This is a genomic window from Phreatobacter sp. (assembly GCF_016793595.1).
GTDB lineage: Bacteria > Pseudomonadota > Alphaproteobacteria > Rhizobiales > Phreatobacteraceae > Phreatobacter.
The window spans coordinates 730816-756857 of the sequence record NZ_JAEULY010000004.1; the positions used below are offsets into that span (position 1 = coordinate 730816).

General features: G+C 68.1%; 25 protein-coding genes. 12 read left to right on the forward strand and 13 right to left on the reverse strand.

Annotated elements, in window-relative coordinates:
- Positions 1–15: 15 nt before the first annotated feature.
- The 10 genes from JNK84_RS07625 to JNK84_RS07670 all read right to left on the reverse strand — a co-directional run bounded on the left by JNK84_RS07625 (position 16) and on the right by JNK84_RS07670 (position 11361).
- Positions 16–1299, reverse strand: coding sequence for a hemolysin family protein (locus JNK84_RS07625; protein ID WP_293422378.1), 1284 nt, complete (start codon positions 1297–1299; stop codon positions 16–18).
- Positions 1286–1801: an rRNA maturation RNase YbeY gene (gene ybeY / locus JNK84_RS07630; protein WP_293422381.1), complete on the reverse strand. Its 516-nt coding sequence runs from the start codon at positions 1799–1801 to the stop codon at positions 1286–1288. Before ybeY ends, JNK84_RS07625 begins: the two co-directional genes overlap by 14 nt.
- Positions 1798–2835 (reverse strand): PhoH family protein, encoded by a 1038-nt coding sequence (locus tag JNK84_RS07635; protein ID WP_293423524.1) that lies wholly within the window; start codon positions 2833–2835, stop codon positions 1798–1800. Before JNK84_RS07635 ends, ybeY begins: the two co-directional genes overlap by 4 nt.
- Positions 2836–2919: 84 nt before the next feature.
- On the reverse strand, positions 2920–4341 hold the full coding sequence (miaB, locus tag JNK84_RS07640) for a tRNA (N6-isopentenyl adenosine(37)-C2)-methylthiotransferase MiaB (RefSeq protein ID WP_293422383.1): 1422 nt from the start codon (positions 4339–4341) through the stop codon (positions 2920–2922).
- Positions 4342–4431: 90 nt separating this feature from the next.
- Complete coding sequence (locus JNK84_RS07645) at positions 4432–6120, reverse strand: methyl-accepting chemotaxis protein (RefSeq protein ID WP_293422385.1); 1689 nt, start codon at positions 6118–6120, stop codon at positions 4432–4434.
- A 173-nt stretch (positions 6121–6293) separates the two neighbouring features.
- Positions 6294–7238 carry an ABC transporter permease gene (locus tag JNK84_RS07650; protein WP_293422387.1) on the reverse strand — a complete coding sequence of 315 codons (945 nt, stop codon included), beginning with the start codon at positions 7236–7238 and terminating at the stop codon, positions 6294–6296.
- A 16-nt stretch (positions 7239–7254) separates the two neighbouring features.
- Positions 7255–8232 carry an ABC transporter permease gene (locus JNK84_RS07655; protein WP_293422389.1) on the reverse strand — a complete coding sequence of 326 codons (978 nt, stop codon included), beginning with the start codon at positions 8230–8232 and terminating at the stop codon, positions 7255–7257.
- 85 nt (positions 8233–8317) lie between these two features.
- Positions 8318–9964, reverse strand: coding sequence for an ABC transporter substrate-binding protein (locus JNK84_RS07660; protein WP_293422391.1), 1647 nt, complete (start codon positions 9962–9964; stop codon positions 8318–8320).
- A 179-nt stretch (positions 9965–10143) separates the two neighbouring features.
- Positions 10144–10407: an exodeoxyribonuclease VII small subunit gene (locus JNK84_RS07665; RefSeq protein ID WP_293422393.1), complete on the reverse strand. Its 264-nt coding sequence runs from the start codon at positions 10405–10407 to the stop codon at positions 10144–10146.
- Positions 10408–10431: 24 nt separating this feature from the next.
- Positions 10432–11361, reverse strand: a complete 930-nt coding sequence (locus JNK84_RS07670) for a histone deacetylase family protein (RefSeq protein WP_293422395.1) — start codon at positions 11359–11361, stop codon at positions 10432–10434.
- A 245-nt stretch (positions 11362–11606) separates the two neighbouring features.
- On the opposite strand from JNK84_RS07670, the gene JNK84_RS07675 reads away from it, so the two are divergent.
- Positions 11607–12422 (forward strand): DUF1194 domain-containing protein, encoded by an 816-nt coding sequence (locus tag JNK84_RS07675; protein WP_293422397.1) that lies wholly within the window; start codon positions 11607–11609, stop codon positions 12420–12422.
- Here JNK84_RS07675 and JNK84_RS07680 read toward each other — a convergent pair whose 3' ends face one another.
- Positions 12423–13397, reverse strand: coding sequence for a VOC family protein (locus tag JNK84_RS07680; protein WP_293422399.1), 975 nt, complete (start codon positions 13395–13397; stop codon positions 12423–12425).
- Between the two features lie 167 nt (positions 13398–13564).
- Between JNK84_RS07680 and JNK84_RS07685 the strand changes: the two genes are divergently transcribed.
- From JNK84_RS07685 to JNK84_RS07695, 3 genes are all read left to right on the forward strand, one after another.
- Positions 13565–14182 carry a LysE family translocator gene (locus JNK84_RS07685; protein WP_293422401.1) on the forward strand — a complete coding sequence of 206 codons (618 nt, stop codon included), beginning with the start codon at positions 13565–13567 and terminating at the stop codon, positions 14180–14182.
- A gap of 77 nt (positions 14183–14259) precedes the next feature.
- On the forward strand, positions 14260–15048 hold the full coding sequence (locus JNK84_RS07690; protein WP_293422403.1) for an SDR family oxidoreductase: 789 nt from the start codon (positions 14260–14262) through the stop codon (positions 15046–15048).
- Between the two features lie 124 nt (positions 15049–15172).
- Entirely contained in the window at positions 15173–16090 is a 918-nt protein-coding gene (locus JNK84_RS07695) for a pirin family protein (RefSeq protein ID WP_293422405.1), read from the forward strand.
- Between the two features lie 104 nt (positions 16091–16194).
- On the opposite strand, the gene JNK84_RS07700 is transcribed toward JNK84_RS07695, so the two are convergent.
- The gene (locus JNK84_RS07700) at positions 16195–16554 is read right to left on the reverse strand and encodes a carboxymuconolactone decarboxylase family protein (protein WP_293422407.1); all 360 of its coding nucleotides are present in this window, start codon (positions 16552–16554) and stop codon (positions 16195–16197) included.
- A gap of 61 nt (positions 16555–16615) precedes the next feature.
- Here JNK84_RS07700 and JNK84_RS07705 point away from each other — a divergent pair, with 61 nt between their 5' ends.
- From JNK84_RS07705 to JNK84_RS07725, 5 genes are all read left to right on the forward strand, one after another.
- Positions 16616–16963, forward strand: a complete 348-nt coding sequence (locus JNK84_RS07705; protein WP_293422409.1) for an ArsR/SmtB family transcription factor — start codon at positions 16616–16618, stop codon at positions 16961–16963.
- Positions 16960–17490, forward strand: a complete 531-nt coding sequence (locus JNK84_RS07710; RefSeq protein WP_293422411.1) for a rhodanese-like domain-containing protein — start codon at positions 16960–16962, stop codon at positions 17488–17490. The genes JNK84_RS07705 and JNK84_RS07710 overlap by 4 nt, the downstream gene beginning before the upstream one ends.
- Positions 17491–17616: 126 nt before the next feature.
- A complete protein-coding gene (gene dxs, locus JNK84_RS07715) occupies positions 17617–19548 on the forward strand; it encodes a 1-deoxy-D-xylulose-5-phosphate synthase (protein WP_293422413.1) in 1932 nt (643 codons plus the stop codon).
- Positions 19545–20282 (forward strand): TlyA family RNA methyltransferase, encoded by a 738-nt coding sequence (locus JNK84_RS07720; RefSeq protein WP_293422415.1) that lies wholly within the window; start codon positions 19545–19547, stop codon positions 20280–20282. The genes dxs and JNK84_RS07720 overlap by 4 nt, the downstream gene beginning before the upstream one ends.
- On the forward strand, positions 20279–21496 hold the full coding sequence (locus tag JNK84_RS07725; protein ID WP_293422417.1) for a class I SAM-dependent RNA methyltransferase: 1218 nt from the start codon (positions 20279–20281) through the stop codon (positions 21494–21496). The genes JNK84_RS07720 and JNK84_RS07725 overlap by 4 nt, the downstream gene beginning before the upstream one ends.
- Here JNK84_RS07725 and JNK84_RS07730 read toward each other — a convergent pair.
- Entirely contained in the window at positions 21493–22458 is a 966-nt protein-coding gene (locus tag JNK84_RS07730; RefSeq protein WP_293422419.1) for an L-threonylcarbamoyladenylate synthase, read from the reverse strand. The two genes, JNK84_RS07725 and JNK84_RS07730, sit on opposite strands and share 4 nt — an antisense overlap.
- A gap of 100 nt (positions 22459–22558) precedes the next feature.
- Between JNK84_RS07730 and JNK84_RS07735 the strand changes: the two genes are divergently transcribed.
- The 3 genes from JNK84_RS07735 (at position 22559) to JNK84_RS07745 (ending at position 26036) form a co-directional block, all read left to right on the forward strand.
- On the forward strand, positions 22559–24340 hold the full coding sequence (locus JNK84_RS07735; RefSeq protein ID WP_293422421.1) for an acyl-CoA dehydrogenase: 1782 nt from the start codon (positions 22559–22561) through the stop codon (positions 24338–24340).
- An 8-nt stretch (positions 24341–24348) separates the two neighbouring features.
- Positions 24349–25095, forward strand: a complete 747-nt coding sequence (locus tag JNK84_RS07740) for an enoyl-CoA hydratase-related protein (protein WP_293422423.1) — start codon at positions 24349–24351, stop codon at positions 25093–25095.
- Positions 25096–25160: 65 nt separating this feature from the next.
- Complete coding sequence (locus JNK84_RS07745) at positions 25161–26036, forward strand: SDR family oxidoreductase (protein ID WP_293422425.1); 876 nt, start codon at positions 25161–25163, stop codon at positions 26034–26036.
- Positions 26037–26042 lie beyond the last annotated feature (6 nt).

A 26042-nucleotide genomic window follows, 5' to 3' on the forward strand; every position in this document is an offset into this window, starting at 1 on the left:
CAAGCGCGGCGGCAGTCAGCTGGCCTTGCGGATATCGGGCGAGACCGAATCCGGTGCGGCAGGCCCCTGCCGATCCTGGCTTGCAGGGGCCGGAAGCGAATCGGGCAGTGGTGGCGACGGCATGGCGACGGACACCGGGGTCGAGGCCGCGGCGGCAGCCGCTGCCTGTTCCTCCTCGTCCTTGCGCCGGCCGCGCGCCGGCTTGTCCACGAGCCCCCTGCCACGGGTGATCTTGACCCGTTTCACGCGCCGCGGATCGGCATCGATCACCTCGAACTCGAACTCGCCGGGGCCGGCCAGCAACTCGCCGCGCACCGGCACATGACCGGCCAGCACGGTGAGATAGCCGCCGAGCGTATCGACCTCGTCGGCCACCTGCTCGCCGGGATCGAACTCGGCACCGAGCGCCTCGCGTACTTCATCGAGCGTCGCGCGCGCATCGGCGACGAAGGCGCCGTCGGCGGTTGCCGCGATGGTGCGGCCATCGTCGACGTCATGCTCGTCCTCGATATCGCCGACGATGCTCTCGACGATATCCTCCATGGCGATCAGGCCGTCCGTGCCACCGTACTCGTCGACGACGAGGGCAAGCTGGATGCGGGTCGCCTGCATGCGGGCCAGAAGGTCGATGGCCGGCATGGAGGGCGGCACGAATAGGATCGGGCGGATCAGCCGGGTCGAGGCCAGCGCGACGCCAAGGTCGACCGCGCCGAGGTCGAGGTCGCCTGTCACGCGGGATGTTTCGGATTTCGGCTCGCGCTTCGGCGCAACCACCTCGTCGGCCGCCTTGGCATCGGCTCTGGCGCGGCTGCGCTTTTTCTTCGTCGCCTTCTTGGCCTCGGTGAACAGGTGCTTCACCAGATCCTTGATGTGGACCATGCCGACAGGATCGTCGAGCGCGTCGTCATAGACCACCAGCCGGGTATGGCCGGCATCCTCGAAGGTCTGCATGAGGGCGGCGAGCGTGATGTCTTTCTGCACCGCATTGATGTCGGCGCGCGGCTGGGCGAGATCGACGACCCGGCTCTCGCGCAGATCCAGAATGTTGCGGAGCATGGAGCGCTCTTCCGGCGAAAAGCCGTCGGAGGCGGGCGTATTGTCCTCGAGCACGTCTTCGAGATTCTGGCGCACGGTGGCGCTGGACTTCAGACCCAGACGGGTGCGCAGCCGGTCGATCCAGCGCTCCTGGCGCTCACCATTCCGCTCCGCAGGCGCTCTGGCGGCCTCCGGAGCGGTCTCTGGTTGGGGCGCGGCCTCGGCCGCGGTGCTTCGGTATCGACTGTCGCTAGGGTCGGGCATCGGGTCCTTCGGGCATCATTCGCCCGGCGGCGTGTGGGTCCTTGATTCCAAGGCCGGCCAGAATAGCGGTTTCGATGGCTTCCATCTCCAGCGCCTCCGGTTCGGTCAGGTGATCATAGCCCAAAAGATGCAACAAGCCATGGACCGTCAAGAGGACAAGGTGGTCGCGCGGCGCGACGCCCTCCTCCACCGCTTCCCTTTGCAGGGTCTCATAGGCGATCACGACATCGCCCAGCAGCGGTCCATGAGGGGCGGGAAAGGACAGCACGTTGGTCGGCTTGTCCTTGGCCCGGTAGTCGCGGTTGAGGTTCCGGACCGTCGCGTCGTCCGCCAGCGCGATGGACAGTTCCGCATCCGCCGGAACGCGGCCGGCGACATGCGCCGCGGCCGCGCGGACAGCGGTACGCACCACATCCTCGGCCTCGGCAAGGCCGTCCCAGAGATCGCTGAGGACGGCGATATCCGTCTGGATCGCCTCGTCCTCGTCCTGGCGCTCGCTCATCCCTCGCGCATGCGCCTCGGCTTGTGGGGCGCGGCGTGCTCGCCGGCGCGCGTCGCGGCCTCGTAGGCCTTGACGATGCGGCCAACCAGCTCGTGGCGCACCACGTCATCCTCGGAGAAGTAGCACTGGGCCAGGCCCTCGACGTTCTCCAGAAGGTCCAGCGCCTCGGCGAGGCCCGACTTCATGCCCGAGGGCAGATCGACCTGACTCGGGTCGCCGGTGATGATCATGCGCGAGTTCTCGCCGAGGCGGGTCAGGAACATCTTCATCTGCATGGATGTCGTGTTCTGGGCCTCGTCGAGGATCACCACCGCGTTGGTCAGGGTGCGACCGCGCATGAAGGCGAGCGGCGCGATCTCGATCATGCCGGACTGGATGCCGCGCTCGACGCGGGGAGCATCCATCAGGTCGTAGAGGGCGTCGTAGATCGGCCGCAGATACGGATCGACCTTCTCCTTCATGTCGCCGGGCAGGAAGCCGAGCCGCTCGCCGGCCTCGACCGCCGGACGCGTCAGGATCAGCCGGTCGACCATGCCCTTGTCGAGGAGGGCCACCGCCTGCGCCACCGCCAGCCAGGTCTTGCCGGTGCCCGCGGGACCTATACCGAAGACCAGCTCGTTGCGCTTGAGCGCTCGGATATAGGCGTCCTGCGCGGGCGTGCGCGCGCGGACCGTGCGCTTGCGTGTGACGATCTCCTCGTGGCCGATGCGCGGCGCGCCGTCGGCCTCGAACAGCGACCCTTGAGAGGTCGTCATGCGGATCGCACCGTCGACATCGCCGAGATTGATGTCGTGGCCGGTCTTCAGCCGCGCATAGAGATTTTCGAGGACGGTCTTGGCCTGCTCGCAGCGCTCGGCCGGGCCGACGAGATTGACCAGATTGCCGCGCGCAGCGGCCTGGATGCCGAGCCGCTTCTCGATGAAGGCGAGGTTCTGGTCGTACTGACCGAACAATCGGCTGGCGAGGCGGTTGTCGTCGAAGGAGAGCGTGATTTCGGCCTCGGCCGTGTCATCGTGCGTCGCAAGCCAAGGAATGTTGCGCCCGCTGTCCGGCCCGAAGCCGCCCCCTGTGGGATTTTTCAAACCCGCCGTCCTTCGTTCATGAGGTTCTGCTGGAACTCACTCTGCCGCATGCACTGCCATCATATGGTCGCTCTCCCGCCGATCGCCACCGGCTTCGACAAGGTCGCCGTCAAGGGAGTTTGTCTTGGCTCCCGTGATTCGGACAGGGACGATCGTGCCAGCGAGAGACGACGGTCCGATGACCTGCACCGGCGACAGATAGGGCGAGCGTCCGACCATCTGGCCGGGCTTGCGGCCCGCCTTCTCGAACAGGACGTCGACGACCCGCCCGACAAGGCTCGCCTGGAATGCGTGCTGCTGCGCGGTGATCAGCGCCTGCAGTTCGTGAAGCCGCGCCGTCTTCAGGGGCTCGCCAAGCTGGCCGTCCATCTCGGCGCCCGGCGTGCCCGGTCGCTGCGAATAGGAGAACGTGTAGGCGGAAGCGAAGCCGATCTGGCGCACGAGGTCCATCGTATCCGCAAAATCGGCGTCGGTCTCGCCGGGGAAGCCGACGATGAAATCCGAGGACAGGGCGATGTCCGGGCGCGCCTGCCGGATGCGGTCGACGAGGCGGAAATAGTCGTCTCGGCTGTGCTTGCGGTTCATCCGCTTCAGCACCGCCGTCGATCCCGACTGCACGGGCAGGTGCAGATAGGGCATCAGCGTATCGAGGTCGCGATGCGCCTCAATCAGGTCGTCGGTCATCTCGCGCGGGTGGCTGGTCGTGTAGCGCAGGCGCGCGACGCCGGGGATTTCGGCGAGGCGGTAGAGAAGCTTCGCCAGCGTCCACTCGACGCCGTCCGGCCCGATGCCGTGATAGGCGTTGACGTTCTGGCCGAGCAGAGTGATCTCGCGCACGCCGGCCTCGACGAGCTTGGCGGCTTCGGCAACGACCTGCGCCACCGGCCGGGACACTTCTGCGCCGCGCGTATAGGGCACGACGCAGAAGGTGCAGAACTTGTCGCAGCCCTCCTGAACGGTGACGAAGGCGGTGAGGCCGCGCGACCGCGTCTTCGCCTCGGACGCCGCTGGCAGGACCTTGAACTTGTCCTCGACGGGAAATTCGGTGTCGACCACGCCGGGCTTCGCCCTGGCGCGGGCGATCAGGTCGGGCAGGCGGTGATAGCTCTGAGGACCGACGACGAGGTCCACGACCTTGGCCCGTTTGACGATCTCCTCGCCCTCGGCCTGCGCGACGCAGCCGGCCACGCCGACGAGAACCTCACGCCCCAGCGCCTTCGCCTCGTCCTTCAGCACGCGCATGCGGCCGAGCTCGGAATAGACCTTCTCGGCGGCGCGCTCGCGGATGTGGCAGGTGTTGAGGAGGATGAGATCGGCCTCCTCGGGCGTCGCGACCTCGCGATAGCCCTCGGCGCCCATGACATCGGCCATGCGCTGGCTGTCATAGACGTTCATCTGGCAGCCATACGACTTGACGTAGACGGCCTTCGGCTGGGGCTTGGTGTCGGTCTCGCTCATCTCGTGCTCCGAAGAGCGGAGCTATAGCGAGTTGGACGCCGTGCGTTAAGGGGGATGCCGTCGGCGGTACCGCCGACGGCTCGGGCCGGCTCAAGCCGCGCGGATATTGCCGAGGAATCCGGACACCTCGCGGCGCAGCGTGCTCGCCTGCTCGGAAAGCGCGTTCGCCGCCTGCAGGAACTCGCTCGCGGAATTGCCGGTCTGGGTGATCACCTCCGACACGCCGACGATATTTCCGGCCACTTCATTGGCGCCGATATAGGCCTGCTGCACGTTGCGGGCGATCTCGCCCGTGGCGGCCGTCTGCTCTTCCACCGCGGCGGCGATCTCCGCCGCGACATGATTGATGTCGCGGATATTGCTGGCGATACCGGTGATCGCGCCAACCGACCCGGTCGTCGCCTCCTGGATGGCGCCGATCTGGCGGGCGATTTCGGTGGTTGCCTTGGCGGTCTGGTCGGCGAGCCCCTTCACCTCGGCCGCGACAACCGCGAAGCCCTTGCCGGCCTCGCCGGCCCGCGCGGCCTCGATGGTCGCGTTGAGGGCGAGAAGATTGGTCTGCGCGGCCACGCCGCTGATCAGCTCGACGATCGCGCCGATGGCGTTCACCTTGCCGGCCAGTTCCTGGATGTTGGCGGCCGTGCCGTCGGCGGTCGTGACCGCCTCGTTCGCCATGGTCGCGGAGCGCGCCACCCGGCCGCCGATCTCGCGCACGGAGGCCGCCATTTCCTCCGCAGCGGCGGCCACTGTCTGGATGTTGCCCGAACTCTGCTCGGACGCGGCGGCGATGGCCGAAGTCTGGCTGGAAGCCTCCTCGGCGGATGCCGACAGGCCCTTGGCCGCCATCGACAGCTGTTCCGCCGAGGCCGAGACGGCGGAGACGATGCCGCCGACCGCAGCCTCGAACTCGTTGGCCACCTGATGCATCATCGCCCGCTGCGCCGCCTCGGCGCGCACCTTCTCCGCCTCCTGCTCCGCGCGCAGGGCAAGGTTGTCGCGGGCCGACTGCTTGAATATCTCCAGAGCGTTGGCGAGCTTGCCGACTTCGTCGCGCTGGCCGGCGGCCGGCACTTCGATGTCGAGATTGCCCTCGGCGACCGCCATCATCGCCCCGGTCATCCCGACCAGCGGGCGCACCACACCCCAGACGACCAGCCAGACGGCGAAGGCGAGACCGAGGATCGCGCCGATCGAGCCGACCAGACCGACGATCCAGAACGCCCTGGCGCCGGCTGTTTCCATCGCCGCCGATTCATCGACGAAGCTCTTCTGGATCACCTCCTCGATCGCTTGGATCGTCACGCGCATGCTCGAGACGAGACCGGCGGCTTCGAAGGCGATGCGGCCGGACTTCTCGAGATCACCGGCATTGGCGGTGACCAGCACCTGTTCGTGTTGCCTGTGGTAGGCCTCCAGACTGGTCCTGATCGAAGCGAGCTGAGCCGTGAACTGGCCGCGCCGATCGTCATCGGCGATCTCCTTCAGCCGCTGATCGAAGCGGCGGCTTTCATCCGCGGCCTGATCCTGGAAGCGGCGGCGCTGGTCAGCCGGCAGATCCAGCGGAATGAACTCGACGGCGCGGGCGTAGGACAGGAGATTGGCCGTGCCGCGCCCGGCGTGCTGGAGCATCTCGCTGGCGTGCTGGACACTGCGGCCACTGCTCAGCGCCAGGGACACTCCGGAAAGGCCGGCCGCGGCGACCAGCCCGGCGACGACAATCAGGAAACCGACAGCTGTGAGTAGCTTCGGGCCGATGCTGATATTGCGGAGCCACGCCATGGGTTCGTCCTGCGCTGGAGAAGACCCGATATGGCGTAACGAATCAGGGTTAACTCTTTCAAAATGCCGCGATTTTCGGCAAAAAATCACACGCTGAACGGGCGAGCCCGCACGCTATGCAATCGTGGCGCGCGCCACAGGCAGCGCCCACGGTACGGAGGTGCCATCTGCCTTTATCTCAACCTTGGATTCAGCGCGTCTCGCAGCCAGTCGCCGAGCAGGTTCACCGACAGGACGAGCCCGGCGAGCACCGCGCCGGGGAAGATCACCACCCACCATTCGCCCGAAAACAGAAACTCGTTGCCGATCTGGATCAGCGTGCCGAGCGAGGGCTGAGTCGGCGGCAGGCCGACGCCGAGGAAGGACAGCGTCGCCTCGGTGATGATCGCGAGCGCCAGATTGATCGTCGCGATGACGAGCACCGGCCCCGTGACATTCGGCAGGACGTGCCGGAACAGGATGGTCGGCCGCGACAGGCCGATCAGACGGGCTGCCTGCACGTACTCCTTGTTGCGCTCGACCAGCGTCGAACCGCGAACGGTGCGCGCGTACTGGACCCAGAAGGACAGCCCGATCGAGACCACCAGCACCCAGAAGATGATCGTCTCGGAACGCTGGTTGCCGAACAATGCGCGTGTCGTGCCGTCGATCAGCAGCGCGATGAGAATGGCCGGGAAGGTCAGCTGCACGTCGGCGATGCGCATGATGAGGCTGTCGGCCGCGCCGCCGAAATAGCCGGCGATCAGGCCGAAGGTGATGCCGATGGTGGCGGCCAGAAGCACGCCGAGGAAGCCGACGATGATCGAGATGCGCAGCCCGTAGAGGATCGAGGAATAGACGCAGCGCCCCTGCTGGTCGGTGCCGAGCGGAAAGCGCCATTCGCCGTCGGCAGTCCAGGCCGGTGGCTTGGAGCCGTCGAGCAGGCTGAGCGTCGCGGGGTCGAACGGGTCGTTGGTGGCGATCAACGGCGCCAGAATGGCCGCGAGCACAAGGACCAGCGCGACGAAGGCCGCCAGCATGGTCACCCAGGAGCGGGTGAAGGAGAACCAGAGGTCGGAATCGAGGAAACGCCGGAAGGCCGACGCCCGGGCTTCGGCAGAAGGTGCGGATTCGCTCATGGCCATGTCCCGCCCCTCAAGCCGGCCGCCCGGCGATCCGGATACGCGGATCGACGGCGACATAGAGGAGATCGACGATGAGGTTGATGACCACGAACAGCGTCGCGACCAGCAGCAGATAGGCGGACATGATGGGGATATCGACGGTCTGCACGGCCTGCAGGAACATCAGCCCCATGCCCGGCCACTGGAACACCGTCTCGGTGATGATGGCGAAAGCGATGATGGAGCCGATCTGCAGGCCGGTGATGGTGATGACCGGGATCATCGTATTCTTCAGCGCATGGCCGAAATTGATGGCGCGGCTGGTGAGGCCGCGGGCGCGCGCGAACTTGATGTAGTCGGCGCGCAGCACCTCCATCATCTCGGAGCGCACCAGCCGCATGATCAGGGTCATCTGGAACAGGCCGAGCGTGATCGACGGCAGGATCAGCGAAGACCAGCCCTGAAGCGTCAGGAAGCCGGTGGTCCACCAACCGAGGTCGACGACACCCTGCCGGCCGAACGATTTCAGGAGCCCGAGCGATACCGGGAAGACGAAGATCAGGATGATGCCGATCAGGAATGTCGGCAGGGATATGCCGACCAGGGATATCGTCTGGAACAGCTTGGTCAGCGCGGAATTGGGCTTGAGCCCGGAATAGACGCCCATGGGAATGCCGACGAACAGGGCGAACAGCGCCGAGACCAGCGCCAGCTCCATGGTGGCCGGGAAGCGTTCTGCGATGAGTTTGGCGACGCTCTGCTTGCTCTGGTAGCTGACGCCGAAATCGAAGCGCGCGGCCTTGCCGACGAAGCGCGCGAACTGCACGACGACCGGGTCGTTCAGGCCGAGCTGGCGGCGGATTTCGGCGCGCTGCTCGGGGGTCGTGTCCTGCCCCACCATCTGGTTGACGGGGTCGCCGACGAAGCGGAACAGCGAGAAGGCGATGAGCGAGACCGTCAGCAGAACGACGACGGCCTGCCCCATGCGCCTCAGGATGAAAGCGAGCATCGCTCCCCTCGAAACGAATGGGAGCGGCGCGAGCGCCACTCCCGTTGCGGAACTGTGCCGGGCGCGCCGCGCCCGGCGATACGGATCAGCGCTTGTTCACCCAGTGGAACAGGAACTGGTTGTCGGCGCGCTGCACGAGCTCGACATTGCGCGCCACGCCCCAGGCCAGAGCCTGCTGGTGCAGCGGGATGTGGCTGAATTCCGAGGTCATGATGCGATAGGCCTGGGCGATCAGCGCACTGCGCTTGGCCGGGTCCGCCTCGACCAGGATCTGGTCGGTGAGGGAATCGACCTGCTGATTGCAGTAACCGCCGAAGTTGAACGCGCCGCGGCCGCCCGAAGCCGCGTCATCGCGGCAGCGCACGAGGTTCTGCAGAACGTTCCACGAGTCGAAGGAGCCGGGCGTCCAGCCGAGCAGCGAGAACGACGAGTTGAACCCGCCGGTGGCCAGCACCTTGGCGAAGTACTGCGCGCGGGGCACGAAGTTCGGATTGATCTTCACACCGACGCGGGCGAGCATCGCCGTCACCGCCTGGCAGATCGCGGCGTCGTTGACGTAGCGGTCGTTCGGGCAGTCGAACATGATCTCGAAGCGCGTGCCGGTCGGACCGCCCTGACGGGGATAGCCGGCCTCGTCGAGCAGCCGGTTCGCGGCGGCCAGATCGAAGGGCGTGCGCGTGAACTGGCTGGAGCCTTCATAGATCAGCGGCGAGATCAGCAGCGCGGTCGGCGTCGCGGCGCCGCGCATGACCTGACGGCGGATCGCCTCGATGTCGATGGCCTGGAAGAACGCCTGGCGGACGCGCACGTCCTTGAAGGGGTTCTTGCCCTTGACCGAGGAGGCGACGAGCTCGTCGCGGCGCTGGTCGAAGTTCAGGAAGATGGTGCGCAGCTCAGGCCCTTCCATGACGCGGGCGTTCTGGCTGGCATTGACGCGCTGGACGTCCTGCAGCGGCACCGGATCGATCACATCGACCTCGCCGGAGAGCAGCGCCGCCACGCGCGTGGGCGCGGACGTGATGGGCGTGAAGACCACCTCGGCGAGGTTATGCTCGACCTTGCCCCACCAGTTCGGATTGCGCTGGAAGACCGTACGCACGCCGATCTGATGCTGGGCGATGCGGAACGGACCGGTGCCGTTGGCATTGAGCGTCGCGAAGCTCGGCGTCGCCGCCGACGCCGAAGTCGGCTGGACGGCGCCGTTCGCCTCCGCCCACTTCTTCGACATCATGTACCAGGTGTCCCACTCGTAGTGCAGGATCGGGTTCGGCTGCTTCAGCTTGAAGTCGACGGTGTGGCTGTCGACGGCCACCACCTCGACATTGGCATCGATGCGCGAGCGGAGGTCGGAATTCGCCGCGCGCACGCGCGTCGCGGAGAACACCACGTCCTCGGCGGTGAAGTCCTCGCCGCCGTGGAACTTGACGTTGCGGCGCAGATGGAAGCGCCAGCGGAGACCGTTGTCGAGGATCTCCCAGCGCTCGGCGAGGCCGGGGATGATCGACAGATCCTTGTCGCGGCGGGTCAGGCCCTCATAGGCGTTGCCCTGCAGCGACAACGTGGTCGTCTCGTTCAGGCTGTAGGGATCGAGCGTGTTCAGGTTGCCCTGGAAGGCATAGCGCAGGGTCTGGCCCTGGGGCGCCTGCGCCGTGGCGGCGGTGTTCCAGCCGGCAATGCCGGCGCCAATGGCGAGCGCGAGGCCCGCCGAAAGAAGCAAACGCTTCGTGGTCATGTCCTGTCCCTCTCCCGGGGGTGCTTGGCGGCCGAGACGTGTTGGTCCGTCGGGGGCCTGCCGGAAGCGCGCACATTACAGGAGATGCATTGCCCGGAAAGGGGGGGGTGCACAACAAATTCTCTCGCGTTTCCGGCCGGTTCGGATAACGCCCGTTTCGCCGCGTGCGGCGGCTGCCGCTATTGCGGATCGAGCGGCGCCGCACCCGAAGGCGATCCATCGGCGGCAAGCGTGATCTTCTGCACCCGTGCCTCGGCGTCCCGCAGCAGCGCCTCGCAGCGTTTCTTCAGCGCCTCGCCCCGCTCGTAGATGGCAATAGAATCCTCCAGCGGCACATTGCCGCCCTCAAGCTTCTGGACGATTGATTCCAGTTCGCCCAGCGCCTTCTCGAAGGGCATGGCGGCGACGTCCGCGTGCTTGTCGGCTCCAGCCTTGTCGGCCATGTCGGGCTCCGGGGAATCGGTTCGCTATCCCCGCATCAATGCCATGACATGGGCGCCGACGGAACGGCCGAGGCCTTCGAGGTCGTAGCCGCCCTCCAGAAGCGAGACGACGCGCCCGCCGGCCATCTCGTCGGCGGCCTCCATCAGCTTTTTCGTCGCCCAGGCGAAATCGGCCTCGGTCAGGTTAAGATTGGCGAGCGGGTCGCGCTCATGGGCGTCGAAACCGGCCGAGATCAGTACGAGATCGGGCTTGAACGCGCGCAGCCGCGGCATGATCGCGACCTCGAAGGCCTCGCGGAACGGATCCGAGCCGTCGCCCGCGCGCAGCGGCGCATTGACGATCTGGTTGTAGGCGCCCGTCTCGTTCAGCGCGCCCGTGCCGGGGTAGAGCGGCATCTCGTGGGTCGAGAGGTACATGACGCTCGGGTCGGACCAGAAGATGTCCTGCGTGCCGTTGCCGTGATGCACGTCGAAATCCATGATCGCGACGCGCTCGGCGCCATGCACGGCCTGGGCATGGCGGGCGGCGACGGCGACGTTGTTGAACAGGCAGAAGCCCATGGCGGTCGCCGTCTCGGCGTGGTGGCCGGGCGGGCGCGTCGCCACGAAGGCATTGGACGCCTTGCCCTTCATCACCTCGTCCACCGCGAAGACCGCTCCGCCCGCCGAGCGCAGCGCCGCGTCGAAGGAACCGGGCGAGAGCGTCGTATCGCCATCGACATGGACGAGCCCGACGAAAGGCGTCGCGTTCTGCAGGCGCTCGACGAATTCGGGCGGATGGACGCGCACGAGCTGGGCGACCTCGGCGAGCGGCGCTTCGTCGCGGGCGAGGTCGGAGAAGCGCTCGTGCTCCAGCACGTGGGTGATGATGCGCAGCCTGTCGGCGCGCTCGGGATGGCCGAAGGGCGTCTGATGCTCGAGGCACTGGGGATGAGAGAGAAGCAGCGTCGTCACCTGGAGATGTCCCTTTGCTGCACTCTCGCGGTCCTTTGGGGCCGGCGTTTCCACGATCTCCATGAAATAACGCATCGAAGGCCCGGCGCAACCGCGTCGCGCGGCCGAGTGACGCATGCCGGCTGCGCACGCGAACGTGATCGCGCGCGCTGCGGTAGCCGGCCTGCGGCAGTGCGGAATCCGGTTTTCGCCCGGCGGGGCCTATGTCAGCATCGTGACAATCGGCAGATCACTCGGGGATTCCCATGATCCGTGCATTGGTCCTGGCAGCCGCATTGACGCTTGCTACCGCCGGCACGGTGACGCCGCAGACGCGGCAGGCCGCCGCCGAGGTCGACCTCCAGCTCGTCCTCGCCGTCGACATCTCCTATTCGATGGACCCCGAGGAGCAGAGGCTGCAGCGCGAAGGCTACCTGCAGGCCCTGGTTTCCCCGGACGTGATGGACGCGATCCGGCGCGGCCTGATCGGCAGGATCGCCGTCAGCTATCTGGAATGGGCCGGCGCGCACGAGCAGCAGGTGGTGATCGGCTGGCGGATCATCGACGGGCCGGAAACCGCCCACGCCTTCGCCGAGGAGCTGCGCGGCAAGCCCTATCGGCGCGCCTTCCGTACCTCGATCTCCGGCGCGATCAACGCCAGCGTCAGCCTGCTGGAGAGTTCGGGCCTGCGCTCGCAGCGGCGCGTCATCGACGTTTCCGGTGACGGCTCCAACAATAATGGCCCGCTGGTGGAGCCGACGCGCGACGCCGCCCTCGCCAAGGGCATCGTCATCAACGGCCTGCCGATCATGCTGTTCCGGCCGAACAACCGCTATGCCGATGTCGCCAATCTCGACGCCTACTATCAGGACTGCGTCGTCGGCGGCCCCGGTTCCTTCGTCATCCCGATCAAGACACCGGAGGAATTCGTGCCCGCGACGCGGCGCAAGCTGATCCTCGAGGTCGCCGGCATCGCGCCGCTCTGGACGCCGGACACGCCCATGGTCGTTCCCGCGCAGAGCGAGCGGACGGATTGCCTGATCGGCGAGCGCATCTGGCGCGAGCGCTGGGAGCGGAACTGATCAGCGCGTCGCGAGGCGGAGCTTCGTTCCCCACGGATCGGCCGTCTCGAAGCCATCGCCCATGGCCGTGACCGTCAGGCCGGCCTCGCGCAGGCGGCGCTCCTGAGCAGCCAGCATGTCGGCATTCTCCGCCTCCAGCGAGAACCAGCCGAGCCCGGTGGCAGCGGCATCGCGCGGGCCCGCGCCCCGGCTCTGCCAAACGTTCAGGCCGAGGTGGTGGTGGTAGCGGCCGGAGGACATGAAGGCCGCGCCGCTGCGCTGGCGCGTCGGCGCCATTCCCGCCGCACCGTAGAAGGCAGCGGCGGGCGCGAGATCACCGACGCGCAGGTGGACATGCCCGATCCGCAGGCCGTCCGGGGCCGACGCATAGTCGTTGACGCGGATATTGGTCAGCGAGACGAGGTTGTCGATGTCGAGCTGGTCGGTGCTCATGATCACCGAGCCCGCCTCCCAGCGCCACTCATCCGGCGCGCGGTCGGCGTAGACCTCGATGCCATTGCCTTCGGGATCGTCGAGATAGATGGCCTCGCTGACGCTGTGGTCGGAGAAGCCGGTCAGGCGCACGCGGTTCGAGGCGGCATGAACCAGCCAGCGCGCGAGATCGCGGCGGGTCGGCATCAGGAACGCGGTATGGAAGAGACCGGCCGAGCCGGGCAGTTCGAAGGGGGCGGAGGGCTTGTGGTCGAGCACGAGCAGGACGCTTCCGCCGGCGCCGAGTTTTGCCTGCCCTTCGCTCCGCCCGATCACGGCGAGGCCGATGACGTCGCGGTAATAGGCGGTCATCCGCTCCAGATCCTGCACGACCAGCGACACCGCGCCGATGCGCAAGGGCGTGCGGTGGGCGAAAAGCACGGCTGCCGCTTCGCCGCGCGGGCCGGGGGAGATGCCTTCGGCGCGCGCGCCGGCGGCTGCCGCAGCAGCCATCGAGGCCGCGCCCGCCAGTTCCAGCAATCGCCTGCGTGTCGGTCCGGTCATCGCCCGCCCCAATCTCAACGATCAATCGTCCGCCGGTAGCACGGGGCGGGGTCGCAGGCACTTCACGTGCATGTCAGCCGGGGCGCCTCGCCGGATTGACCGCCGCCGCGATCCGGGACGAAGCTCGGCGCGTCCGGAGCCGTGGTCGGCCTCCCGCGGAGCCTTCAATGTCGCTCGAACTCTATTCGGCCTATCTCCTCGCCACCCTTGTCATCGTGCTCGTGCCCGGCCCGAGCGTCACGCTGATCATCGCCAACGGGCTGACGCACGGCACACGGGCGGGCCTGCTCAACGTCGCCGGCACCCAGGCCGGCCTCGTTGTCATGATCGCCGTGGTCGGTTTCGGCCTCAGCGCCGCCGTCGCGACCATGGGGCACTGGTTCGAGTGGCTGCGGCTCGCGGGCGCTGCCTATCTGATCTGGCTCGGCTGGAAAATGATCCGCTCGGCGGGCAAGGGCGCGAACGGCATCGGCCGGACGAGCGCGCCACGCGGCGGCTTCTTCCTTCAGGGACTGGTCGTCGCCCTGTCGAACCCGAAGACCCTCGTCTTCTTCGGCGCCTTCTTCCCCCAGTTCATCGACCCGGCACGACCCTACGGCTTCCAGATCGCCATCATGGGCGTCACCGCGCTGGTCATCGCGGCGGTCTCGGACAGCGCCTACGCGATCGCGGCGGCGCGGACGGGGCACACCGTCTCGCGGGCAGGCATCCGCCTGATGTCGCGGATCAGCGGCGGCTTCCTGATCGGCGGCGGCCTCTGGCTGGCGGTGTCGCGCTCGCGCTGATCTGCCGCGCGAACGGTCCTCTTGCCTTGGCATGCGCTTCGGGCTTGTCTCGGCGCCCGAATTTCCAGGAGGACACCATGGACTTTGGCCTTTCCGACAAGAAGGCGCTCGTGCTGGCATCGAGCCGCGGCCTCGGCCTCGGCATCGCCGAGGCGCTGGCAGCCGAGGGCGCGACCGTGATGCTGGTCGGCCGCACCGCCGACCGCATCAAGGCCAATGCCGAGGCGATCACGGCGCGTGGCAAGGGCAAGGCCTATGGCATCGCCGCCGATCTCGGCGCGCCGGGCGCGGTGGACGAGATCGTCGCCCTCGCCGAGAAGACGCTCGGCCAGATCGACATCCTCGTGAACAATACCGGCGGCCCGCCCGCCAAACCCGCGACCGAAGTCGCCGCCGACGAATGGGGCAAGCTGTTCAAGGTGATGGTGGAGCCGGTGTTCCAGATCACCGCCAAGGTGCTGCCGGGCATGCGCGCCCGCAAATGGGGCCGCATCCTCACCGTCGCCTCCTCGGGCGTCGAGAACCCGATCCCGAACCTCGCGCTGTCCAACGCGCTGCGCTCGACCATCGTCGGCTGGTCCAAGACGCTGTCGACCGAGGTTGCCAGGGACAATGTCACCGTCAACATGATCCTGCCGGGCCGCATCGCGACCGATCGCATCAAGGAGCTGGACGAGGCCAATTCCAAGCGCTCGGGCAAGTCGATGGAGGAGATCCAGACCGCCTCGATCGCGACGATCCCCGCCGGCCGTCTCGGCACGGCCGACGAGTTCGGCGCGACCGCCGCGTTCCTCTGCTCGAACCAGGCCGGTTACATCACGGGCTCGAAGATCCGCGTCGACGGCGGCGCGACCAAGAACGTGTGATCCAAAGCCTCGCCGCCTGTTCCGTGCGCTGATGCAAACGGGACAGGCGGCGGTGCGGGTCGCCACCGGCCCGAACCCGCGCTAGCCTCGCAACATCATCCCGATGCGAAGCGAGGAGCGTCCCATGTCCTTCTCTCCCTCCCCCGATCCGGCCCTCGGCGACAAGCTCGCCTGCGACGCCATCGACATGCTGATCGTGCCGCGCACGCACGACCTCGGCGGTTTCACGGTCCGGCGCGCCCTGCCCTTCGCCAAGCGGCGCATGGTCGGTCCCTTCATCTTCTTCGACCATATGGGTCCGGCCGAGTTCAAGGACGGCGGCGGCATCGACGTGCGCCCGCACCCCCATATCGGCCTCTCCACCGTCACCTACCTGTTCGAGGGCGAGATCCAGCACCGCGACTCGCTCGGCACCTACGTTCCGGTCCGCCCCGGCGACGTGAACCTGATGACCGCCGGGCGCGGCATCGTCCACTCCGAGCGCACCGACCCCGCCCTCAAGGCGAAGGGCCACAAGCTCCACGGCATCCAGAGCTGGGTGGCGCTGCCGAAATCCCACGAGGAGATCGCGCCCGGCTTCGACCATGTCGACGAAAAGGCGCTGCCGGTGATCAGGGGCGAAGGCAAGACGATCCGCGTGGTCATGGGCACGCTCTACGGGGAGACCTCGCCGACGACGCAGAACTGGGAGACGATCTACGGCGACGTCGTGCTGGAAGCCGGCGCGAAACTGCCGGTCGATGCCGACACCGACGAGCGCTGCATCTATGTCGTGTCCGGCGAGATCGACCTGCAGGGCGACATCTTCCGCGAGGGCCAGCTTCTGGTGCTGCGCCCCGGCGACCGCATCACGCTCTCCGCCGTGACCCCGGCCCGCATCATCCTGTGCGGCGGGGCGACCATGGACGGCCCCCGCCACATCTGGTGGAACTTCGTCTCCTCGTCCAAGGAGCGGCTGGAACAGGCCAAGGAGGACTGGAAGCAGCGGCGCTTCGACATCGTGCCGGGCGACGAAGAGGACTTCATTCCGCTTCCAGAATGATTATTTTCCTTGACCAGCGTCACGCTGCCTGATAGGGTTTCCGGCATGTTCGGAAGGTGCGCCCACGCTTCCCGATCAGGCATCGTTCCGCCGCAGACATGGGGTCAGGCCGGCGTCAGGGCCCTCGCCTCGAACTGGGTGAACGCCGCGAAGGCATCGGCCGCATACATGAGCGAAGGGCCGCCGCCCATCTGGATCGCCACGCCGAGGGCCTCGGCAACCTCCTGCCGGGTTGCGCCAAGCTTCACCAGCGCTTCGGCGTGATAGCCGAGGCAGCCATCGCAGCGCGCCGCGACACCGAGCGACAGGGCGATCAGCTCCTTCGTCTTCTTCGAGAGCGCGCCCTCCTTCATCGCGGCCTGCGTCATCGACGAGAAGCCGGCCATGGTCTCGCCGGCTTCCTTGCGGAGCTCGCGCAGGCCGGCGGAGAGGGAACGGGTGATTTCGGGATAGGACTTGGACATCGAGGCTCCTTTTGAATTAGGTATTGCTAATATAATTGATCACTAATATATTCAAGCCACAATGGACGCATCCCCCACGACCATTCCGCAGATGGACCTGACCACGATGGAGGCGAAGGCCGGCGAGGCCGCCGCCCTGCTGGCCAATCTCGCCAATGCCAAACGGCTCATGGTGCTGTGCCATCTCGCCTCGGGCGAGAAGTCGGTGACGGCGCTGATGCGTCTCGTCGGCCTGTCGCAATCGGCCCTGTCGCAGCATCTCGCCCGCCTTCGGGCCGACGGGCTGGTGGCGACCCGGCGCGAGGCCCAGGTCATCCACTACCGGATCGCGCATCCGCTGGTGCTCACCCTCATGCGCAGCCTCTACGAGGCCTATTGCGCCCCCCAGAGCCAAGGAGCCACGCCATGACCGCCAACACCGTCTCCGCCACCACCCTGTCGCAGTGGCTCGCCGCCGACGAGGCGCTGGTGATCGACGTCCGCGAGCCGGCGGAATTTGCCGGCGGCCACATCCCGGGCTCCCTGTCGGTGCCGATGTCCCGGCTCGGCGACATCGATCTGGCCGAGCCCGGCCGGCGCAAGGTGGTGCTCGTCTGCGCCTCCGGCCGCCGCAGCGACATGAGCTGCGCCAAGGTGGCGGAGCGGACGAGCATGCCGGTCCATTCGCTGAGCGGCGGGCTCGCCGCGTGGCGGCAGGCCGGCGGGGCGGTGGAGGGCTCCGGCCGCAACGTGCTGCCGCTCGACCGCCAGGTGCTGATCGGCGCCGGCACGGTGGTTCTGGCCGGCGTCGGGCTCGGATCGCTGGTCCATCCGGGCTTCTATGCCCTTTCGGCCTTTGCCGGCGCCGGCCTGATCGTTGCCGGCACGACCGGTTTCTGCGGCATGGCGCTGATCCTCGCGCGGATGCCCTGGAACCAGACGCCGAGGCCGGCCTGAGCCGTGCCCTGCCTGCGCCAATAAGCCGCCCTGCCCCTGCTGCATTGCGATCCCCAGCTCCGTGGTGTACCCCTCGACGCTCCGCGACAGCATCCGAAGCGTCCCGCACCGCAGCCGGTGACACGAGTGACAGACCGCCCAGCAACGCCTCTCCTCGATACGATCCGCATCCCATCGGACCTGCGAAAACTGCCGGAATCCCAGGTCCGGCAGGTCGCGGACGAATTGCGCGCGGAGACCATCGCGGCGGTTTCGGTGACCGGCGGCCATCTCGGCGCGGGCCTCGGCGTCGTCGAGCTGACGACCGCGCTGCATTACGTCTTCGACACGCCGGCCGACCGGATCATCTGGGACGTTGGCCATCAGGCCTATCCGCACAAGATCCTGACCGGCCGGCGCGACCGCATCCGCACGCTGCGTCAGGGTGGCGGCCTGTCCGGCTTCACCAAGCGGTCCGAAAGCGAGTTCGACCCGTTCGGCGCGGCCCATTCCTCGACCTCGATCTCGGCCGGGCTCGGCATGGCGGTGGCCCGCGACCTGTCAGCCAAGAAGAACCACGTCATCGCGGTGATCGGCGACGGCGCGATGTCGGCCGGCATGGCCTACGAGGCCATGAACAATGCCGGCGCGCGGCACGAGCGGCTCATCGTCATCCTCAACGACAACGACATGTCGATCGCCCCGCCGGTCGGCGCCATGTCGGCCTATCTGGCGCGGCTCGCCTCGGGCAAGACCTATCTCAAGCTGCGCGACATCGGAAAGCAGCTCACCAGCCGTCTCGGCAAGACCATCGACCGCACGGTGACCCGCGCCGTGGAGCATGCGCGCGGCTTCGTCACCGGCGGCACGCTGTTCGAGGAGCTCGGCTTCTACTATGTCGGCCCGATCGACGGGCACAATCTGGACCACCTGCTGCCCGTTCTGAAGAATGTCCGCGACGCGGATTTCGGACCGATCCTCGTCCATGTCGTGACCCAGAAGGGCAAGGGCTATGCTCCGGCGGAGGAGACGCCCGACAAGCTCCATGCGGTGGCAAAGTTCGACGTCGTCACCGGCGCGCAGGTGAAGGCCAAGGCCAATGCGCCGAGCTACACCAAGGTCTTCGGCGAGAGCCTGATCAGGCAAGCCGCGAAGGACGAGAAGATCGTCGCGATCACCGCCGCCATGCCCTCCGGCACCGGCATCGACCTGTTCGAGAGAGCCTTCCCGGCCCGCACCTTCGATGTCGGCATTGCCGAGCAGCATGCGGTGACCTTCGCCGCCGGCCTCGCGACCGAAGGCTACAAGCCGTTCTGCGCGATCTATTCGACCTTCCTGCAGCGCGCCTACGACCAGGTCGTCCACGACGTGGCGATCCAGGGCCTGCCGGTGCGCTTTCCCATCGACCGCGCCGGCCTCGTCGGCGCCGACGGCGCGACCCATGCCGGCTCCTTCGACGTCGCCTATCTCGGCTGCCTGCCGGGCATGACCATCATGGCGGCGGCCGATGAGGCGGAACTCGTCCACATGGTCGCGACCGCCGCGGCCTATGACGAAGGCCCCATCGCCTTCCGCTATCCGCGCGGCGAGGGCGTCGGCGTCGACATGCCCGCCGAAGGCGTGCCGCTGGAGATCGGCCGTGGCCGGATCGTCAGGGAAGGCACCCGCATCGCGCTGCTGTCGCTGGGCACGCGGTTGTCGGAGGCGCTGAAGGCGGCCGAGGAACTCGGCGCGCTCGGCCTCTCGACGACGGTGGCGGACGCGCGCTTCGCCAAGCCCCTCGATATGGATCTCGTCACCCGGCTCGCGCGGGAGCACGAGGTGCTGGTGACCATCGAGGAAGGCTCCATCGGCGGCTTCGGCTCGTTCGTCCTGCATGCGCTCGCCGACCGGGGCCTCATGGACGGCACGTGCCGCGTGCGCTCCATGGTGCTGCCGGACGCCTATCTCGACCACGACAAGCCCGAGGCCATGTATGCCAAGGCCGGCCTCGACGCGAAGGGCATCGTCGCCAAGGTCTTCGAGGCGCTCGGGCGCGAGGTCGTGCCGGCCGCGGTTCCCGGCGCGCTCAGGGCGTGAGCGGCCGCCGGCTCCGCGCCGACCTGCTGCTGGTCGAACGCGGCTTCTTCGACAGCCGCGCCAAGGCGCAGGCGGCGATTGCCGCCGGGCTCGTGATCGCCGCTGGAAAGCCGGTGCGCAAGGCCTCCGAGGACATCGACGCAATGGCTGACATCGTTGCCGAGGCGCCGCATCCCTGGGTGTCGCGCGGCGGCATGAAGCTGGCGAAGGCGCTGGAGACGTTCAAGGTGCGGCCGCTGGACCGGGTGTGTCTCGATGTCGGCTCCTCCACCGGCGGCTTCACCCATGTCCTGCTGACCGAGGGCGCAAAAATGGTGATCGCCGTCGATACCGGCCGCGACCAGTTCCACGCCTCGCTGCGCGGCGATAGCAGCGTGACGCTGATGGAGGGCACGGACATCCGCAAGCTGACGCGGGATGCGCTGCCCGCCACGCCCGATCTCGCCGTCATCGATGTCAGCTTCATCTCGCTGAGACTGGTCCTGCCGGCGGTGTCCTCACTGCTTGCCGCCGATGCTGAGCTGATCGCGCTGATCAAGCCGCAATTCGAGGTCGGCCGGGCTCACGTCGGCAAGAACGGCATCGTCACCGACGAGGCCGCGCGCGACGCGGCGGTCGCCGGCATCCGCGCCGAGGCCGAGGCGCTTGGCTGGCGGATCGGCGGCATGATCGACAGCCCGATCGCCGGCGGCGACGGCAACCGGGAATTCCTGATGCACGGGTTGCGGCCATGAGCGAGCGCATGACCATTTCCCATGTCGGCCATCGCGGCGACGGCGTCTCGGACGGGCGCTTCGTGCCCTATTCGCTGCCCGGCGAGGTGGTGGAGGTTGCAGGCGATGGCGAGCGCGCGGCCCTCGCCCGCATCGTCACGCCGAGCCCCGACCGGGTCGAACCGCCCTGCCCGCATTTCGGCACCTGCGGCGGCTGCGCTCTCCAGCACTGGGCCAGCGCCCCCTATCTCGACTGGAAGCGCGACATCGTTGCCGCCGCCCTGCGCCAGCACGGCCTTGGCGCCGAGATCGCGCCGGCCATCGACGCCCATGGCGAGGGGCGCCGTCGCGTGACGCTGCATGCTCGACGCGGCGACGGGCGGCACCTCAAGGTCGGTTTCGCGGCGGCGCGCAGCCACGCCATCGTCGCCATCGATGCCTGTCCCCTGCTGGCGCCATCCCTGGACGGGGCCCTGCCGGCGGCGCGGACGATCGCGGCGGCGCTTGAGGGGATCGGCAAGCCGCTCGACATCCAGATCACGGCGACGGCCCAGGGCCTCGACATGGAACTGCGCGGCGCGGGCCGGCTCGCCGAGAAGGAGCGCCTCGGACTGATCGCCGCCGGCAATGCGGCACGCCTCGTCCGCCTGACAAACCATGGCGACCTCGTGATGCAGCGCGAGCCGCCGACCGTCGCCGTCGACGGCATCCGCGTGCCGCTGCCGCCGGGGGCCTTCCTGCAGGCGACGGAAGCAGGCGAGACGGTGCTTGCCGGCCTCGTGCTGGAGGCGGTCGGCAAGGCGAAATCGGTCGCGGACCTGTTCTGCGGCATCGGCCCCTTCGCCCTGCGCCTCGCGCGGCGGGCGAAGGTTCTGGCGGCGGATTCCGATGCACAGGCGGTTGCGGCGCTTGCCGCCGCCACGCGCAATGCCTCGGGGCTGAAGCCGATCCGCGCCGAGGCGCGCGACCTGTTCCGCCGCCCCTATCTGACCAGGGATCTGAAGGGCCTCGACGCCGTGGTCTTCGATCCGCCGCGGGCGGGCGCGGAGGCGCAGGTCGCCATGCTGGCCAAGGCGGATATCGGCCGGATCGTCGCGGTCTCATGCAATCCCGGCACCTTCGCCCGCGACGCGGCGATTCTCGTCGCGGCCGGCTGGAAGCTCGGCACGGTGACGCCGGTCGACCAGTTCAAATGGTCGGCCCATGTCGAGCTGGTCGCAAGCTTCACCCGCTAGGTGCGGGGGGCGGCGGCGCGCGCCAGACGGTCGCGGATAGCTTCGCCCAGCCCCTCGCGCGGGATCGGCATGACCGCGATCCCCTTGGTCCCTGACACATCCAGCGCGCGCAGGTGGCCGAACAGATTGGCGGCAGCTTCGGCGAGGTCGCCGGTGGGCGACAGGTTGAGCACACGCGTCGCGCCCGGCAGCGGGTCCGGGCCGAAGGCCAGCAGCGCCTCGCCCGGCGACACCTCGCTGATATCGAGGCGGATCGCCGCGCTGGGCGCATAGTGCGAGGCGAGCATGCCGGGCGCGATGGTCGTTTCATCCGAGGCGGCCGCCAGCGGCCGGCCGATCACGGCTTCGATGGCCTCGCGCGGCACGCCGCCGGGCCGCAGCAGGACAGGTTCCTCGCCAAGGCAGGCGACGATGGTGGATTCGACGCCGACCTCGGTCGGGCCGGCATCGAGGACAGCGTCGATCCGGCCGTCGAGATCGGCCAGAACGTGGGCCGCCGTGGTCGGGCTCACATGGCCGGACCGGTTGGCCGAGGGTGCGGCGACGGGACGGCCTGCGGCGTTCAGCAGGGCGCGGGCAACCGGGTGGCTCGGCACGCGCAGGCCCACCGTGTCGAGCCCGGCGCGGGCGAGATCGGAAATGCCGGCCTCCGCCGCCATGGGCACGACCAGCGTCAAGGGGCCGGGCCAGAAGACGCAAGCGAGCGCCTCGGCATAGCGGTCGAAGACACCCAGCTTCAGCGCCTCCGAGGGCTCCCCGACATGGGCGATGAGCGGGTTGAAGCTCGGCCGGCCCTTGGCCTCGTAGATCGCCGCCACGGCTCGCCCGTCGGTCGCATCCGCGCCGAGGCCATAGACCGTCTCGGTCGGCAGGGCGACGAGGCGGCCGTCGCGCAGGAGGCGCGCGGCGTCGGCGATGCCGGCGGCATCAGCGGTGAGCAGGAGGGTTCGCGACGCGGACATGGCGGGGCGCTTAGCACGCGCGCGCCTGCGCCGTCATCCGTCCGGCGTCCTTGCCGGCCCCGTGCTCGGGACCTAAAGATCGGCCGACCGGAGAATTGCCATGACCTATCGCGCACCCGTCACCGACATGATCGCCACGCTGAAACAGGCGGCTGGCCTCGATCAGGCCATAGCGGAGGGCCTCTACGGCGACCTGACGCTGGCCGATATCGAGGCGATCCTGGAGGAGGCCGGCAAGTTCGCGGGCGAGCGCATCGCGCCGCTCAACACGCTCGGCGACAAGCACGGCACGCCGTTCAAGGACGGGCAGGTCACCATGCCGCCGGGCTGGAAGGAGACCTATACGGACTGGTCGGCCGCCGGCTGGAACGGGCTGATGGCAGATGCCGATTATGGTGGGCAGGCCCTGCCCTGCATCATCAATTCCGCCTGCCTCGAAATGTGGAACGCCGCCTCCGGCGCGTTCGGACTCGGGCCGCTGCTGACGCAAGGGGCCATCGAGGCGATCACCGCCCACGCCTCGGACGAACTCAAGGCCAAGTATCTGCCGAAGATGGTGTCGGGCGAATGGACCGGCACGATGAACCTGACCGAGCCCTCCGCCGGCTCGGATCTTGCGGGCATGCGGACGAAGGCGGTGCGTGCCGGCGACGGCACCTATCGCATCACCGGCTCGAAGATCTTCATCACCTATGGCGAGCACGACCTGACCGAGAACATCATCCATCTGGTTCTCGCCCGCCTGCCGGACGCGCCCGCCGGCACCAAGGGCATCTCGCTGTTCATCGTGCCGAAGTTCCTCGTTGGCGAGGATGGCTCGATCGGCGAGAGAAACGACGTGCGCTGCCACTCGATCGAGCACAAGCTGGGCGTCCACGCCTCGCCCACCTGCACCATGGTCTATGGCGACAAGGACGGCGCCATCGGCTGGCTGGTCGGCGAGGAGAACCGCGGCCTGATGGCCATGTTCACGATGATGAACAATGCCCGCCTCGCGGTGGCCTTGCAGGGCGTCTCCATTGCCGAACGGGCGACGCAGCAGGCCATCGCCTATGCCGCCGAGCGCCGGCAGGGTCGCGCTCCGGGCTATACCGGCGAAGGCATGGGCCCCATCGCGCTGCACCCCGACGTGCGCCGCATGATCGGCACGATGCGCGCCTATACCCGCGCCGCCCGCGCCATCTGCTACCGCCTCGCCTCGGAGATCGACCGCGCGCATCTCGGCAAGACGGCGGAGGAGCGCGCGGCCGGCAATGCCCGCGCCTCGCTGCTGACCCCGGTCGCCAAGGCCTTCTCGACGGATATCGGCAACGAGGTCGCGTCCATCGGCGTGCAGGTCCATGGCGGCATGGGCTTCGTCGAGGAAACGGGCGCCGCCCAGCACATGCGCGACGCGCGCATCTACGCGATCTACGAGGGCACCAACGGCATCCAGGCCATCGACCTCGTGACCCGCAAGATCGGCCTCGAAGGCGGCGCGCTGGTCGATGCCGAGATCGCCCGCATGCGCAAGGTGATCGCCGATGTCGCCGGCACCAATGCCGCCGATTTCGGCCGCACCGCGCCGCGCCTGACCGAGGCCGTGGATGCGCTGGAGCGCGCGACGAAGCACCTGCTCGCCGCGCTGAAATCGGATCAGGCCGATGCGCTCGCGGGGGCGACGCCCTATGCGCGACTGTTCGGCCTTGCGCTCGGCGGCACGTCGCTCGCCGAGAAGGCGCTGGCTGCGCGGGCTGGCACTTCGGATGCCGTCCGCGCGGAGGCGACCGGCCTCGCCCGCTTCTTCGCCGAGAACCTCGCCACCGCCGCCTCCGGCCTTGCCGAGAGCGTCGTTTCCGGCGGCGCCAGCATCACCGACCTCGACATCCCGCTCGCAAGCTGAAGGCCACCATGACCGATCACGTCAGCATCACCCGCCAGGACAACGGCGTCGTCCTCGTCCGCATGACGCGGCTGGACAAGAAGAACGCGCTGACCGGCGCCATGTACGATACGATGCGCGGCGTCATCGAGAACGCGGCGGCCGAGGGCACCCGCGCGGTGGTCTTCGCCGGCGGTCCCGGCGTGTTCACCTCCGGCAACGACATCGCGGATTTCGTGCAGCGCTCGGCAGGCGGGGCCAAGGGCTCGCCGGCGGGCGACTTCATCAAGGCGCTGGCGACCGTCGAGGTGCCGATGATCGCGGCGGTGGACGGCCTCGCCATCGGGGTCGGCACCACCATGATGCTGCACATGGACCTCGCCTATGCGAGCCCGAACGCGCTGTTCCGCATGCCCTTCGTCGATCTGGGGCTGGTGCCCGAGGCGGCCTCCTCGCTGCTGTTTCCGCGTCTCGCCGGCATCAAGAAGGCGACCGAGTACATCATGCTGGCCGAGCCCTTCGGCGCGAAGGAGGCCGAGGCGATCGGCCTCGTCAATCAGGTGGTGACGCCCGAGGAGCTGGAGGCGAAGGCGCTGGCGGCCGCGGCAAAGCTCGCCGCCAAGCCGCCGCAAGCGCTGGCCCATACCCGCCGCCTGCTGCGCAAGGGCTCGGAAGAGACCCGCGCCCGCATGGACGAGGAAGGCGCGCTGTTCGCCGAACTGCTCAGGGGCGACGAGGCGAAGGGCGCCTTCATGGCCTTCATGACGCGGAAGTAGCGGCTCCCCGCAAGACGGGGCGCCTCCTGGCATTGCATATCGCACGCAAAAGGGAGGAGACCGTCATGAGCCTCAACGGCAAGACGCTGTTCATCACCGGTGCCTCACGCGGCATCGGCCTTGCCATCGCGCTGCGCGCCGCCCGCGACGGCGCCAATATCGTCGTCGCGGCGAAGACCGAGACCGCGCACCCGAAACTGCCCGGCACGATCTACTCGGCGGCCGAGGAGATCGAGGCGGCCGGCGGCAAAGCCCTGCCGCTGGTGGTCGATGTGCGCGAGGAGGAGAGCGTCGCCGACGCCGTCGCCAAGACGGTGGCGAAATTCGGTGGCCTCGACATCGTCGTCAACAATGCCTCGGCGATCAATCTCGCGCCGGTCGAGAAGCTCGACATGAAGCGCTTCGACCTGATGCACCAGGTCAATGCGCGCGGCACCTACCTGACCTCGAAATGCGCGATCCCGCATCTGAGGGCGAGCGCGGCGGCGGGACGCAATCCGCACATTCTGGCGCTGTCGCCGCCGCTCGACATGAACGTCAAATGGTTCGCGGGCACGACCGGCTATTCCATGGCCAAGTTCGGCATGAGCCTCGTCGTGCTCGGTCTGTCGGGCGAACTGAGGGGCGCGGTCGGCGTCAACGCGCTGTGGCCGCGCACCACCATCGCGACCTCGGCGATCAAGAATCTGCTCGGCGGCGACAACCTGATGGCGATGAGCCGTTCGCCGGAGATTCTGGCGGATGCCGCCCATGCCATCTTCTCGAAGCCGTCGAGCTTCACCGGCAATTTCCTGATCGACGACACGTTCCTCGCGGGCGAAGGCGTCACCGATTTCGACCGCTACCGGATGGACCCGGCACAGGCGCTGGCGCCCGACTTCTTCGTGCCGGACAGCATCGCGCCGCCGGCGGGCGCGACCTACGGGCCGCTGAAGGGCTGAGAGACC

Excerpts from the sequence above, each read along its gene's own strand:
- JNK84_RS07705 (WP_293422409.1), top strand. The coding sequence starts at position 16,616 with ATGGACGCATCCCCCACGACCATTCCGCAGATGGACCTGACCACGATG.
- JNK84_RS07725 (WP_293422417.1), top strand. The coding sequence starts at position 20,279 with ATGAGCGAGCGCATGACCATTTCCCATGTCGGCCATCGCGGCGACGGC.
- JNK84_RS07660 (WP_293422391.1), bottom strand. The coding sequence starts at position 9,964 with ATGACCACGAAGCGTTTGCTTCTTTCGGCGGGCCTCGCGCTCGCCATT.
- miaB (WP_293422383.1), bottom strand. The coding sequence starts at position 4,341 with ATGAGCGAGACCGACACCAAGCCCCAGCCGAAGGCCGTCTACGTCAAG.
- JNK84_RS07690 (WP_293422403.1), top strand. The coding sequence starts at position 14,260 with ATGGACTTTGGCCTTTCCGACAAGAAGGCGCTCGTGCTGGCATCGAGC.
- JNK84_RS07745 (WP_293422425.1), top strand. The coding sequence starts at position 25,161 with ATGAGCCTCAACGGCAAGACGCTGTTCATCACCGGTGCCTCACGCGGC.
- JNK84_RS07625 (WP_293422378.1), bottom strand. The coding sequence starts at position 1,299 with ATGCCCGACCCTAGCGACAGTCGATACCGAAGCACCGCGGCCGAGGCC.
- JNK84_RS07700 (WP_293422407.1), bottom strand. The coding sequence starts at position 16,554 with ATGTCCAAGTCCTATCCCGAAATCACCCGTTCCCTCTCCGCCGGCCTG.
- JNK84_RS07650 (WP_293422387.1), bottom strand. The coding sequence starts at position 7,238 with ATGAGCGAATCCGCACCTTCTGCCGAAGCCCGGGCGTCGGCCTTCCGG.
- JNK84_RS07740 (WP_293422423.1), top strand. The coding sequence starts at position 24,349 with ATGACCGATCACGTCAGCATCACCCGCCAGGACAACGGCGTCGTCCTC.
- ybeY (WP_293422381.1), bottom strand. The coding sequence starts at position 1,801 with ATGAGCGAGCGCCAGGACGAGGACGAGGCGATCCAGACGGATATCGCC.
- JNK84_RS07680 (WP_293422399.1), bottom strand. The coding sequence starts at position 13,397 with ATGACCGGACCGACACGCAGGCGATTGCTGGAACTGGCGGGCGCGGCC.
- JNK84_RS07675 (WP_293422397.1), top strand. The coding sequence starts at position 11,607 with ATGATCCGTGCATTGGTCCTGGCAGCCGCATTGACGCTTGCTACCGCC.
- JNK84_RS07730 (WP_293422419.1), bottom strand. The coding sequence starts at position 22,458 with ATGTCCGCGTCGCGAACCCTCCTGCTCACCGCTGATGCCGCCGGCATC.
- JNK84_RS07645 (WP_293422385.1), bottom strand. The coding sequence starts at position 6,120 with ATGGCGTGGCTCCGCAATATCAGCATCGGCCCGAAGCTACTCACAGCT.
- JNK84_RS07685 (WP_293422401.1), top strand. The coding sequence starts at position 13,565 with ATGTCGCTCGAACTCTATTCGGCCTATCTCCTCGCCACCCTTGTCATC.
- JNK84_RS07710 (WP_293422411.1), top strand. The coding sequence starts at position 16,960 with ATGACCGCCAACACCGTCTCCGCCACCACCCTGTCGCAGTGGCTCGCC.
- JNK84_RS07695 (WP_293422405.1), top strand. The coding sequence starts at position 15,173 with ATGTCCTTCTCTCCCTCCCCCGATCCGGCCCTCGGCGACAAGCTCGCC.
- JNK84_RS07665 (WP_293422393.1), bottom strand. The coding sequence starts at position 10,407 with ATGGCCGACAAGGCTGGAGCCGACAAGCACGCGGACGTCGCCGCCATG.
- JNK84_RS07655 (WP_293422389.1), bottom strand. The coding sequence starts at position 8,232 with ATGCTCGCTTTCATCCTGAGGCGCATGGGGCAGGCCGTCGTCGTTCTG.
- JNK84_RS07735 (WP_293422421.1), top strand. The coding sequence starts at position 22,559 with ATGACCTATCGCGCACCCGTCACCGACATGATCGCCACGCTGAAACAG.